This is a genomic window from Brachybacterium horti, assembly GCF_054777615.1.
In genome coordinates, this window is the sequence record NZ_BAAHAM010000005.1 from 57,101 (window position 1) to 68,637 (window position 11,537).

14 protein-coding genes are annotated in these 11,537 nt (G+C 67.5%); 2 read left to right on the forward strand and 12 right to left on the reverse strand.

Features of this window, described 5'->3' with window-relative positions; all coding sequences use genetic code 11:
• The first annotated feature begins 5 nt into the window (after positions 1 to 5).
• Positions 6 to 1,523: a MinD/ParA family ATP-binding protein gene (locus tag ACYVAP_RS15770; RefSeq protein ID WP_498861448.1), complete on the forward strand. Its 1,518-nt coding sequence runs from the start codon at positions 6 to 8 to the stop codon at positions 1,521 to 1,523.
• 493 nt (positions 1,524 to 2,016) lie between these two features.
• On the opposite strand, the gene ACYVAP_RS15775 is transcribed toward ACYVAP_RS15770, so the two are convergent.
• On the reverse strand, positions 2,017 to 4,770 hold the full coding sequence (locus tag ACYVAP_RS15775) for a DNA methyltransferase (protein ID WP_498861449.1): 2,754 nt from the start codon (positions 4,768 to 4,770) through the stop codon (positions 2,017 to 2,019).
• Positions 4,771 to 4,816: 46 nt separating this feature from the next.
• Positions 4,817 to 5,383 (reverse strand): recombinase family protein, encoded by a 567-nt coding sequence (locus tag ACYVAP_RS15780; protein WP_498861450.1) that lies wholly within the window; start codon positions 5,381 to 5,383, stop codon positions 4,817 to 4,819.
• Positions 5,384 to 5,658: 275 nt separating this feature from the next.
• On the opposite strand from ACYVAP_RS15780, the gene ACYVAP_RS15785 reads away from it, so the two are divergent.
• On the forward strand, positions 5,659 to 6,069 hold the full coding sequence (locus tag ACYVAP_RS15785) for a helix-turn-helix domain-containing protein (protein ID WP_498861451.1): 411 nt from the start codon (positions 5,659 to 5,661) through the stop codon (positions 6,067 to 6,069).
• A 53-nt stretch (positions 6,070 to 6,122) separates the two neighbouring features.
• Here the strand turns inward: ACYVAP_RS15785 and ACYVAP_RS15790 are convergent, their stop codons facing one another.
• The 10 genes from ACYVAP_RS15790 to ACYVAP_RS15835 form a co-directional block, all read right to left on the reverse strand.
• The gene (locus ACYVAP_RS15790; protein WP_498861452.1) at positions 6,123 to 6,980 is read right to left on the reverse strand and encodes a hypothetical protein; all 858 of its coding nucleotides are present in this window, start codon (positions 6,978 to 6,980) and stop codon (positions 6,123 to 6,125) included.
• A gap of 24 nt (positions 6,981 to 7,004) precedes the next feature.
• Entirely contained in the window at positions 7,005 to 7,199 is a 195-nt protein-coding gene (locus tag ACYVAP_RS15795; RefSeq protein ID WP_498861453.1) for a hypothetical protein, read from the reverse strand.
• A gap of 13 nt (positions 7,200 to 7,212) precedes the next feature.
• Positions 7,213 to 7,566 (reverse strand): hypothetical protein, encoded by a 354-nt coding sequence (locus ACYVAP_RS15800; protein WP_498861454.1) that lies wholly within the window; start codon positions 7,564 to 7,566, stop codon positions 7,213 to 7,215.
• 423 nt (positions 7,567 to 7,989) lie between these two features.
• On the reverse strand, positions 7,990 to 8,568 hold the full coding sequence (locus tag ACYVAP_RS15805) for a hypothetical protein (RefSeq protein ID WP_498861455.1): 579 nt from the start codon (positions 8,566 to 8,568) through the stop codon (positions 7,990 to 7,992).
• Positions 8,569 to 8,658: 90 nt separating this feature from the next.
• On the reverse strand, positions 8,659 to 8,946 hold the full coding sequence (locus ACYVAP_RS15810; RefSeq protein WP_498861456.1) for a hypothetical protein: 288 nt from the start codon (positions 8,944 to 8,946) through the stop codon (positions 8,659 to 8,661).
• Between the two features lie 32 nt (positions 8,947 to 8,978).
• On the reverse strand, positions 8,979 to 9,536 hold the full coding sequence (locus ACYVAP_RS15815; protein ID WP_498861457.1) for a hypothetical protein: 558 nt from the start codon (positions 9,534 to 9,536) through the stop codon (positions 8,979 to 8,981).
• A 26-nt stretch (positions 9,537 to 9,562) separates the two neighbouring features.
• Positions 9,563 to 10,066 (reverse strand): hypothetical protein, encoded by a 504-nt coding sequence (locus tag ACYVAP_RS15820; protein ID WP_498861458.1) that lies wholly within the window; start codon positions 10,064 to 10,066, stop codon positions 9,563 to 9,565.
• 23 nt (positions 10,067 to 10,089) lie between these two features.
• Positions 10,090 to 10,644: a DUF6349 family protein gene (locus ACYVAP_RS15825; RefSeq protein WP_498861459.1), complete on the reverse strand. Its 555-nt coding sequence runs from the start codon at positions 10,642 to 10,644 to the stop codon at positions 10,090 to 10,092.
• Between the two features lie 22 nt (positions 10,645 to 10,666).
• Entirely contained in the window at positions 10,667 to 10,966 is a 300-nt protein-coding gene (locus ACYVAP_RS15830) for a hypothetical protein (protein WP_498861460.1), read from the reverse strand.
• A gap of 102 nt (positions 10,967 to 11,068) precedes the next feature.
• Complete coding sequence (locus ACYVAP_RS15835; protein ID WP_498861461.1) at positions 11,069 to 11,461, reverse strand: antitoxin HicB; 393 nt, start codon at positions 11,459 to 11,461, stop codon at positions 11,069 to 11,071.
• Between the last annotated feature and the right edge of the window lie 76 nt (positions 11,462 to 11,537).

The following is an 11,537-nucleotide window of genomic DNA, read 5'->3' on the forward strand; positions in this document are numbered from 1 at the left end:
GAGCCATGAGCACCGCCACCATCACCATTCAGTCCAACGGCAGCGGCACCATCACGATCGACGGCGCAACATCCCCGATCAGCGCCGCCGGGGTCCCGGCCGCCAAGGCCGTCGCGATGAGACAGGTCAAGCGCCATGCCGCCCGCACCGCCGCGCCGGTGAACGTGCAGGTGCATGAGCCCGGAGGTAGCAGGCACCTTCAGGTCGCCGTGGATGGCAGCATCACCCAGCCGGCCCAGACCCCCCTGACCCCCGCCGTGACGAACCCGCCATGGACCCAGGACCAGTCGGACGCCGCAGACAGTGAGCCGACAGCGGGTAGCCCCGCCGAATGGGCTCCCGTGCTCGAAGAGATCGCCGTCTCGCAGGCAAGCGTGACGACCATGGAGGCGCGGGGGAGCGGCGTGCCCTCTCCCGCACCGTCCGCCCCGATCGCTCAGGCGGAGGAGTCACAGCCGACCGCAGAGGCCGACCCTCGCTGGGCCGACATCTCTCAGCAGCCCGCCACCCAGGGATTCCGCGGAGCCCTCAACGGCATGGGCCTCAAGCTCGCCCCCACCGACACCGAGCTCGCGCAGCGCCGCGAGACCCTCCGCGAGGACATCGCCCGCGAGGAGCGCGAGCGCCTGGCCGACGAGCAGCTCGCTCAGGAGGAGGCCGTGCAGGAGACCCGTCGAGCCGCCCGCGAACGCGCCGCTGCCGAGAAGGAACGTGCTGAGCGGGCGATCATCCAGACCAGCTACGACGAGTCCAAGACCGTGACCGCCGCGAACGACAAGGGCGGCGTCGGCAAGACCACGGACATCCTCTGCCTCGCCGCAGCCGCCGGTCGCATCCGAGGTGGTGACGTCATCGCCTGGGACGCCAACGAGACCCGCGGGACCATGGGCTTCCGCGCTCTCAAGGACCGCCACAACCGGTCCGTCGTCGACTTCCTCGAGGAGGCCGCGCAGGACTTCACCACCGTCGAGGGCTCCAAGCGCACCACCCTCACCCGCTACACCCGCGGCCAGGGAGACAACAAGTTCTCAGTGCTCGCCTCCGACGAGTCCCGCAGGAAGCAGGACCAGGTCGACGGCGACGCCTTCCGCACTGTCCACGAGATCGTCGGCCGCTTCCACTCCCTGATCTTCGTGGACACCGGCAACAACCACGAGGTCAGCCACTTCAAGGCGGCCCTCGCCGCCACCGACCAGCTCGTCGTCCCCGTCTCCCCCGGCGAAGACGGCGCCTACGCCGCCGAGCTCATGCTCGACCTCTTCATCGGCTGGGGCTACGGGGACCTCGTCAAGAACGCCGTCGTCCTCCTCCACGACTCCGCCACCCAGCACGGCGACGCCCGCGCGATCGCCGCGAAGTTCGAGAACCGCGTCCGCGCCATCCTCCCCATCCCCTTCGACCCCATCCTCGACGCCGGCGACGAGATCGACTTCGACGCACTCAAGCCCGCCACCCGCGCCGCATACCAGACCGCCGCCGCAGCCATCTCCCACGGGCTCGCCGACACCCAGGCTCAGCGGTGACGACGACTGGTGGCTCAAACTCCAGCGGGGCTGACCCGTCGATGCACCGCAGATCAACGTTGCGAGCATCCGTACTCATCCAGCGGGCCTAGCTCGGGCAGCTCGAGGCACCCCAGCAACTCCCGCCGGCCGCACTCCCGGCACTCCCACGTCCGGTGCCCAGGACCGAGCGTGTCCGTGCGACACGAGCACGCCATCCACCCCACCAGGAAGCGCCGGCTCCCGCACGCGCACTCCCGCGGGCGCTGCTCAGCCCAGCCCTCGGCAGAGCGCACCAACGGCGGGATCAGCCGCATCCCCCCGTACTCCTCGATCACCTTCTCCACGGCACCGACCCTAGATCTCGCGGCAGACATGCAGCCCGCCCATGGCCAGGGAAGAACGGGAGGGGCTGGGCGCGTGCCTGCCGTACCCGACTCGGCGGCAGGTTGTCCCAGCATCAACGCGCGACCCAGCGACCGGAGGGACTGTGGTCCAGCCGCGAACATCCTGACTAGGCGGTGACTCCGGTGAGCTCGGCGTAGCGCTTGAAGAGGATCTGCTGGCGTTCTTCCTCGGTGTGGAGAGCCTTTCGTGCGCCGAAGGCCTTGTCGACGACACGGTCGAGGTCGTCGTGTGCCTTGATGAGTGCCGGCTGCATGGCCAGTGGGTTGTAGTGCTCGGCGAGGGATCGTTCGGGGTGCAGCGCACGCGCCTCAAGGACACCGTGACCCGCGTCGATGATCTTCTGGCGCACGTCCTCGGAGACTTCAGGGAGTGGCAGGTTGTTCCACACCACCGTCGCCGAGAAGCGGAGACGCGATTCAAGAGTCCCCCCAACGGCCCGCTGCCATGCGAGGAACATGGAACTGCTGATGATCGCGAACAGATAGCCACTGGGGTCCTCAGCTGTGAAGTTCGCGTTACCTGCGATCACGTCAGGATCGAAGTGTTGCACGGTCGCGTAGCGGCGGGTTTCGGAGAAGTGCGCGGGGATGCAGATATACGGGACGTCTGGCTGTCGGCGTTCTCCAAAGAGGGCAGGTGTCGAGGCTAACTTGTGAGTCGCGGCGCGCCTGGATCCTTCTCGATAGACCTTGACTGCGGCGATGCGTTCGCGGATGTATGTCGATCGAGATAGGTCCTGCGGGTTGAGATCTTCCATCCACAGACACCACCGCGGTGAGTCATGAAGGAGTTCACGGGCGCCAATGAATCGTCGCAAGTAGTGTTGCGCAACTGCGTCTTCCTGGAGTTCTGTGTAGGTCGGCTCGTCCACCAGGAGGTGTCCGCCGTCGTTTGGCATGGAGCCGTACTGCACACGCGGCAACTCGCGGCTGAGGGGCGTCGAGCGTTTCTGGACGTAGAAAGTGGGGGCATCCAGGAGGTAGGGGTTGATGTTCTGGGCTGGCCGCTGCTGCGGTTGCCCCTTGGGAGTGTCGTAGACGTAGAGGGCTGCTGGGGTCTTCTCGCGTTTGTCGAAGCCCATGATGACGCAGTGGACGGCGGCAGCGTCGGGTGCCTCGGAGGTCCAGGCGAAGGTCTGGTGCGCGAAGCGGATCCGCCAGCCAGCATCGAACAGCGGCTTAAACAGAGCGGCGACGGGCTGGCCTTGGGCGATGGAGTTGGTAGAGACGAACGCGAAGCGCCCACCGCGGGTGTATTCGAAGTAGTCGGCGGCCTTCTTGTACCAGCCGGTCACGTAGTCCAGGTACCCGTCGTAGAGGGTTGCCCACACGGTTTTGAGGTCTCCGGTCTGGTCCACGGATTTGGTCTTGTGGCCCACGAACGGGGGGTTTCCGACGATCACGACTTGAGGTGATGGGGGGATGATCCGCGTCCAGTCGGTGCGCAGCGCGTTGGTGACGTGGATGGATTCGATCTTGTCCAGGGGAAGAGGGTCTGGGGCTTGCCCGAGGGCGAGTTCCATCGCCTGGTTGGCCTGGTGATCGACCAGGTGCAGCGCAGTGGAGGCGATGCGAGCTGGCCACTCCTCGATCTCGATGCCTGCGAAGTGGTCGATGGTGACGGGCAGATCTTCTTTGAGGAAGAAGGCCGTGGGCGATTGCCAACTGGTGTCGCCGAGCGCTTGGAGGCGCTCGAGGATCTGGAGGTCGAGTAAACGTAGTTCGCGGTAGGCGACGACGAGGAAGTTCCCGCATCCGCAGGCGGGGTCCATGACGCGAAGCTGGCCGAGGTCGGAGCGGAGGCGCTTGAGCTTGGTGGCGTCATGCAGGCTCTCGGCGAACCGTGCGCGCAGTTCGTCGAGGAAGAGGGGCTGGATGGTCTTGAGGATGTTGGTTTCGGTCGTGTAGTGCTCGCCGAGCTCGCGGCGGGCCTTGGCGTCCTTGACGGCTTGGAACAGCGACCCGAAGATCGCGGGGCTGATCTGGGACCAGTTGAACGCGCACGCCTGGAGTAGGAGGTCGCGCATGCCCTTGTCGAAGGAGGGGATGTCGGCGTGTTCGGCGAAGATGCCGCCGTTGACGTAGGGGAAGCGAGCGATGAGGTCGTCGAGGTTCCGTTGACGTCGGCCTGCCTCGCGGTTCATGGCCTGGAACAGCATGGCCAGCTGGGGGCCGAGGTCGCTGCCGTCGTCGTTGGTGCGGCGCTCGAGGAACTCGTAGAACAGGTCTCGCTCCCACACGCCAGCGTCATCGGCGTACAGGCAGAAGAGGACGCGGACGAGGAACACTGACGCTTCATGGTCGTCGTACCCAGAGTCCGAGAGCGCTTCGTACAGGTCGGCCATGATGCGCGCGGCCTTGACGGATGCGATCTCCTGCTCGCGATCACCGAAAGCCATCTTCTGGTAGCCGGCAAGGAAGGCGAGGGCGTCGATGTTCGCCGGCAACTCGTCGAGAGTGAAGTCGCGCGTATCCTCCCCCTCGGGAGCTTCGATGTCCAGGACGCGGAATCGACTGAAGTCGCTGGCGATGACGAATCGCGGCGTCTCGGCGTCGGGGAGGTCGTCGAGGTAGTCCAGAGCCTGTGCAACGGCGGCCTCGAGGTCCTTGCCCGTCGACTTCATCTCAATGGCGCAAAGGCCGGGCACGAGTGCGTCGATGTACCCACGTCCGCCGGTCGAGGACCGTTTGGCTCGCTTCTCGTAGAGCGCCGCCTTGGTTGCCGTGATGCCGTAGACCTGTAGTAGGTCACGGATGAAGGACTGCCCGCTCTGGCGCTCGTCGCCGGGACTGTCTCGCCACTCGATGGCGAACTGCGCGCCGCGCCGTCGGATCTCGTTCAGTGACAGCGACTTGGCCACGCATCCCCCTCATACCGTTCAGATGGGATGAGCGTACTGGGCGGATCTACTCGCTGAGGTACCGGTACAGCGTGGATCGGCTGATTCCGTGCTCACGTGCGATATGTGCTTTCGGGATGCCTTGGGCTGCCTGGTCACGCATGGCCTGGATCGCGGCGTCATCGTGGGTTCGAGTCCTGCCCTTGTAGATGCCGCGGGCTTTGGCGATCGCGATGCCTTCGGACTGGCGCTCGCGGATCATCTCGCGCTCGGACTGGGCCACCGCGGTGATGATGTGCAGGATCAGGCGCGTGGTGAGGTCGCCGCCGTCGGGCCGGATCGTGAGGCCCTGGGATACGAACTCGACGCTGACGCCCTTCTGCTCGAGCTCCTCCATGATCTCGAGCATGTCGCGCAGGGAGCGGGCGAGCCTGTCGATCGAGGCGACTGCGAGCGTGTCTCCCTCGCGCACGTAGTCCAGAGCCTCGCGGAGCTGCGGGCGTGCGGAGGCGGTCGCGGCGGACTGGTACTCGCGATAGGTCTTGTCCGCGTGGCCGATCGCCTCGAGCTGCCGGTCGAGGTTCTGGCCGGCGGAGGAGACTCGGACGTAGGCGACGCGCTGCGTGGTGGGCATGAGGTGATTGTGTCGCAGTGAGGTGGGCGACCTGGGGAGCGCTACAGATGTGTCGCAAATCCGGCACCGCACACCCTATTGAGAACCGTGGCTGCAGTTCGCTCCGGGTGTTGCGTTGGGGTATACCCCAATGGGGCACCGGAAGTGGTTCGCCGCCCTCATGTCAAGGTGTCCCCGTCCCCGGAGAAGGTTTCTGGATTCCCCCCGGGGGCCGCGGGCGGCGTGCGTGTGGTAGCGCCGCCGTCCGCACCGTGCATATGGAGAGAGGGATTGGATTGTCCGAGAGCGACGACAGTACGAAGACGCTGGGCGAACACATCGCTGCACGCCGCCGCATGCTTGGCTGCACCCAGGAGGAGCTCGCGGTCCTGCTCCACATCACGCCGCGGACGCTCAGGGACTGGGAGCATGACCGAAGCATCCCGGCGTCCGGGCATCACCAGCTCATCGAGCTGGTCTTGCGATGGGGCGCCGAGATCTGCGACATCCTCGAGGGTTGGGAGCCGTGGGAGAGTCAGGCCCGCCTGAAGTCGGGCCACGGTCCGAGCGAGTTCTGGGAGGCCCCTCCGGGCCGTGAAGAGAGCTGGCGGCGAGCCCGAGCGAAGGTCGAGGCTGCTCTCGAAGCCATAGAAGAGCGGCGGGATGCGGCGAAGCACTCCGGAAAGAAGGGCGTGAAGACCACCTAGGGCACGCCGCCGGCCCGCCCCCCATCAAGCGGGGACGGCCCATGCTCAGGGAACTACTCCGGATCGGCGTCCGCCGCCTCGCGGCGGGGCTGGATCGCTCCCGGCTGCGCCAGAATGCTCTCCACCTCCTCGGGCGTCAGCTCCCTGGGCGGCTCGTTGCTCCAGACAGGCATCAGCCCACCCTCTGCCTCCGCGCCGGAGCCGATGCTCGTGGATGACTTGGCACTACCTTCCCCACCCCTGAGCGACGGGCGAGGACTGTCCCGCACCTTCAGCACTGCCTCGGCCATCACACGTCGACCATCGTCCCAACGAATGAGGGAAATGAGAGTCGCGCCCAGAACGGCAATGATCCCGCCGACGGCTAGTCCACCTCCCGCAAGGAACCCGCCGGCGGCTAGTTCACCCCCCGCAAGGAACCCGTCGGCGGCTAGTCCACCTCCCGCAAGGGTTCCAAGAGCTCCGACCATGGCGGTCACCAACGGGACGCCGGTTGCGACATCGTGCCCGTTCCACGCATGTAGCGCTGCACGCTTCTCAGCGTTGCCCTTGACCCCCGGTAACCCCAGACCCTGGAGATAGCGGTCGGCCTTCCCCCATCGCTTCTTCTGCGCCTCAAGCACCTGCGTTTCCGCGGAATCAGTCGTGTCACCCTCTTCCTCGGCGCTCGAGGGCGAGAGCCCCACAGAGGAGAGAACCTGCAGGACCTCGAATGTGTCGGGTCCGAAGAAGTCATCGCGGAGTGGCCTGATGCCGACACCCTCACCGGAGGATTGCGGCTCCACCACGCCGAGCTGATAACCCGGGGAGTCGGGATCGGAGGACACGCCGATGACGATGCATACGGGGCCGCCATTGCCGCCGTCTGAGCGCAGGCGGACTGGGGAGCCGACGGGGATCTTGTTGGACATGAGGGCCTCTTCTCGGGGCGGGGGTCAGGAGAGCAGTGCGGTCCAGACCAGCACGGTACCGACTGCGACGGCGGCGGTGCCGGTGAAGACGAGGCTGCGACGTACGGGACTGCGGTGCCAGGAGCGGGTCCCGTTCCGGGAGGCGTCGAGCCATGCGGCGCCGTTGACGACCAGGGCGCCGGCTCCCGCCACGAGGAGGAGGAATCCGATGGTGGTCATGGCGGACCGGGGCTCAGCGCTTGCCGAGGCGGCGGCGAACGGTGGCGCGGGCGAGGCGCGTCTCCTCCGAGATGCGCGTTTCGCTCATGCCGAGGGCGGCCATTCCGCGCACCCAGCCGGTCAGCACGTGGTCGGCGTCGCGGGCTTCGCCGGCGGCCGCGGCGAGTGATCCCTCCCGGAGGATGTGCTGCAGGATCGCGCCGAGCGCGGCGTCGTCGTCGGCCTGGTTCGCGGCAGTGTCCATGTCGTCGCGCGAGGCGATGTGGGGCTGCTCGTAGTAGGCGTCGGCGGCGAGCGTGAACTGCGCGCGCTGGGACTCGGTGAGCTTGTCGAGTACGTGTCCGAGCCAGTCGGCATAGGCGGCCATGCGGGTCCTTTCGTCAACCTGTCTCGAACAATACAGCCCGGTAGTTCTCGAGACACTGCGGGTGGGGTGAGCCCTCACTCGAGGGCGGCTGGCGCGTCGGTCGACGGGGGTAGGGTGCCGGTCCGCGGCGGCGGGAGGAGGTGAGTGGAGCGATCACGGAGGCGCTGGTCATGGGCATGGGGCTGGTGACGGCGGTGCTGGGTCTGGCAGCGGCAGTGCTGCGCCTGGTGGAGACGCTGGCTGCGCGTCCGGGGCGCCCGCCCGGTCGACGGGCGGGCCGGCATCGGCGGGAGTGACAGGAAGGGCCGACCCTCAGGGGCCGGCCCTTCCTCTGCTGCTGCACTACGTGGGGTGGTCCGTCAGCTCGCCCTCCCGTCCCTCATGTATTCGCGAAAGGCACCGAGCGGGGGTCCTCTGTGGGACTCATCGGCTTTCGTCCAGCAACCGCACAAGAGCCGCGCGTGCCGCGTCAACGGTGGCCGGAGTAGTCCGGGGGCGCAGTGCGGGAATCGTCTGAGCGATCGCACTCGTGAAGGCGCGGTCATCTATCTGCGCCCGCACAAAGTGATCGGATGCCTCGTCCATGAGCATCAGCAGGTGCCCCTGGTCGGCGTTCAGCTCTCGTGACGGATGGGCGACCAGCACCAGCGGCGCGCCTTGCGGCAGCCCCAGCCGGGGCCGGATCAGAGCGCCGCCCACAATGGACAGCGTCAGAGCGAACAGCACCCACCCGAGGAGCGCGCCGACCGTGGCATACAGGCCCACCGACTGCTGCATGAGAGAGCCTGCAAGCCAGCCCAGCACGGCCCCGGGAATGATCCCCAGCGGTCCCGCGGCCGGCCCTGCATCAAGATCAGCAATGGCAAGTCGGTGCGCATAGAAGCGGGGAGTCCCGGGGACCACGACCACCACATCGTCACGGCCTACTGGCCGCATGTCGTGCCCCCAGGCTCGTGCGGTCGGGCCGGAGTAGCTGCGCTCACGCAGACTGTCGAGGTTCATCGGAGAACCCTTCCTCTGGTTGGTGCTTGTTGGTTGCGGCGTGGCTCTCGTCCGAGGTGATCGTTCGTCACGGGTCGCCCCAAACGTCGACTAGAGGATCGCCGCGATGATCTGCGCGATCAGGACGAGAGGGACGCCGACGATGAGGAACAGGCGGGTGATGCGCTTCTGTGCGGCGCGCGACCGGACGGGGTGTTCGCTGAGGATGACGATCGCGGACACGCAGAGACCCGCGACCAGGATCGCCGCCACGGCGTCGGCGACGTGCGCGCCGCTGGCGCAGTAGATCCCGTAGGCCAGGAAAGCGAGGGCCAGCAAGCCGATCAACACTCGGATGATGCGGTGGTCGCGAGCGACGGGCGTGTCCGAACGAGTCATGACGGCATTGTCCCTTCCCTCTCCGACATCGCTCATCGCACCGACACGATCCGGTAGGTCGCGACCAGGCTGATGACGACGGCGAGGAAGACGGCCCCGAGGGCAAAGCCTGCGATGAGCTTTCTGAACGCTGCCTGCCCGTGCGACACCATCCATTCCTGGAAAGGCGGCGCCTCGACGCCGGAGTTCCCGGCATCGCCGGCCAGCTGCTCGAGCAGGGGCAGGCCGAAGAAGTACAGGAGGATCGTGCCGATGAGCGCCAGCACGACAGGCCCCAATCGTCGACACATCGAGAGGGCCATCTCCTTGCGGAGGTACGAGGTGAGCTCGGCATGGCGCACCCGGCCATTGGCGAGTGCGGCGAAGATCAGGTCGAGGGCCTTGTACCGGGAGCGTCCGGGGATCGTGGTGCGTCCGGCGCGGATGTCTCGGGCGAGCATCCCGAGCTCGCCCCCGCAGAGGCCCGTGAGCGGGGAGTAGGCGAAGGAGAGGTGCTCGAGGGCGGCGATGATCTCGTCGTCACTCTGCCCCTCGCGGAGGGTGATAGTGCCGATCTCGAGGGTGTCGTCGGTGTCGCGTCGCGTGTTCATGGGGACCTTCCGTGTCGTGGTCGGGATCAGGCGGTGGCGTTGAGGTAGTCGAGGAGGTCGAGCTGCACGGGCTGCTCATCCACTTCGAGGGCCGGCCCTGCCCCCTTCACCCGGACGGGGACGGTGCCGCCGGGGTAGAGCACGTGGGCGATGTCGCGGTACTGCGCGCCGCGGACCCAGCCAGTGCCGGGCCTGTGCGGGGCTGCCGGGCAGTGCTCAGGGCCTCGGCATGCGGTCTCGGGGTCCGGGTCGGGGTCCCCGCACTGGAAGTGCCGGAAGCGGGCGACCTCGTCACCGGAGATCGGCTCCCCCTCGGAGTCGGGGTGGGCGGCGTAGTAGTCGATGGTCTCGCTGAGCGGGCGCCGGCTCGCGTGCGGGATGCCGAAGCCGCTGAAGCGAACGCGGAGGATCTCGTCGGGGTGCGGGCGCTCGGGCACCTCCGGGCGTCCCTGGGTTCCCTCATTGGAGGCCCAGGGGCGGTACCGGGCGATCTTGCCGGTGGCGTCCCGGAGCAGTTCGCTGTAGGGCATGACGGGCCTTTCGTGAGGTGGGGTCAGGCGGCGGCGGGGTCGGGAAGGTCGTATCCGCCGTAGGGGCTGCGGCTCTGGACGGGGCGGGTGGCGTGCTGGGTGCGGGGCGTGAGGATGGGGGCGCCGGGCTGGGTCCAGTGCTCGGGGCGGTCGGTGTCGGCTCCGAGAGGGAGTGTGCGCCAGCCGGGCCAGCAGTGGTCGTGCATCTCTTCGACGGCGCGGCGTTCGGAGTCGTGGACGGCGCTCCAGGTGCGGCACTGTCCGCACCAGGCGCGGTAGACCAGGCTGCCGATGCACTCGCAGCCGGCGCCGTGGTGGTCGCATCGGAGGTCGGCGCAGATGACCTCGATCGGGTGGGCGCCGCGGGGGGTGCTCCGCCAGATGACGTGCCACATGTGCGAGCGGCGGCTGATCCCCAGGGTTCCTTCGTCGAGGTCGGCGCGCTTCAGTTCGAGCTCGTAGGCGTTGAGCACTTCCTCGAGGCTCCAGCGAGTGCTGGTGTGGAAGTGCCGGGGTGCGGATCCGGCGGAGTGCTCGTCGGCGAGCATGAGGTCCAGGACGTCGAACAGGTCAGCCATGGCCTATCTCCTTCGTGATCGCTTAGGCGAGCTTCTGCAGGGCGAGGGCGGTGTACTGGGTGAAGATCGGCTCCACGAGGAACGCCGCCGTGTTGGTCGCGTTGTAGGCGATGTGCAGGTTGCCGTCCTCGGGGCTGTGGGCGAGGAGTTCGCGGATCAGGACTCGCGCGTCGGCGAGGGCGGTGCGGGCCGTGGCGGGGTCGTTGCGCGCGAAGGCGGCGCGGGCGTCAGCGAGGGCCATGCGGCTGTAGCGCCGGTACGCGGGGATCTCGGAAGGGGGAGCGGTCGGTGGCTCGAGGGGTGCTGTGTGGATCGTCTTCATGCTTAGAGTTTAGCCCTCCTAAATCCTTTGAGTCAAGGGGGTCTAAAGCGGCGCGGGAGTGGGAGTCTCCGCGCGGAGTGAGGGCGCCCTCGCGGGGCGTGCCTACGCTTCGGCGCGAGCCTCGGCGAGGAGCTGGGATACGCGGCCTCGTGTGATGCCGAGGAGTCCGGCGATGTCGGCACCGAGGTAGTCGGCGGCGTCGAGTTCGGCGACGAGGGTGCGGGTCTCGTGGGCGGCGCGCTTCTGGGCTTCGGCGGCGGCGCGCGTGGCTTCGCGCGTGCGCTGGATCGCTGCGGCTGCCTCGTCGTCGTCGGGGGTGACGGTGATCGTCCAGGTGGAGTGGTCGACGTCGGGGTCGACGGTGTCGAGGTAGTCGATGATCTGCTGTGCGGCCTTGTCGAGCGTGCGGACCTGGGTGACGGGGCCGGCGGCGCCGGGGATGGAGAGCTCCCACCCCCGGTCCCAGCGGGCTGCCGTCACCTTGATCTCGCTCATCCCAGCCTCCTTGATCTCATGCAGGGTGGATCCCCCACCCTTGCAGTGTATCCCCTCTAAACCTTCTCTTGTGGTC